Consider the following 322-nt stretch of genomic DNA (forward strand, 5'->3'; position numbering starts at 1 on the left):
ACGCACCGGACACACGCTGTCACAAGCGGTGCATAAAGAGCAGGCGTAGGGTAAATCTTTAAAATCTTTATAGCCGCCAAGTAACGGGGAAATCACCGCACCAATTGGCCCTGGATAAATAGAGCCATATCCATGACCGCCAATATGGCGATATGCCGGACAAGTATTCATACAAGCCCCGCAACGAATACAGCGCAGCACATCCCGAAATTCAGAGGCCAGCACCTCAGAACGCCCGTTATCGACAATAACCAGATGAAACTCTTCAGGACCATCAACGTGCCCCGCTTCGCGCGGTCCTGTCAGCCAGGTGTTGTATCCC

Annotated in this window: 1 protein-coding gene; it reads right to left on the bottom strand. The window is 52.2% G+C overall.

Features of this window, described 5'->3' with window-relative positions; all coding sequences use genetic code 11:
- Positions 1-322: 4Fe-4S dicluster domain-containing protein (locus tag LZP73_RS19655; RefSeq protein ID WP_234236597.1), on the bottom strand; the 322-nt coding region annotated here is incomplete at both ends.

The organism is Shewanella sp. AS16, assembly GCF_021412365.1.
GTDB classification, from domain to species: Bacteria; Pseudomonadota; Gammaproteobacteria; order Enterobacterales; family Shewanellaceae; genus Shewanella; species Shewanella salipaludis.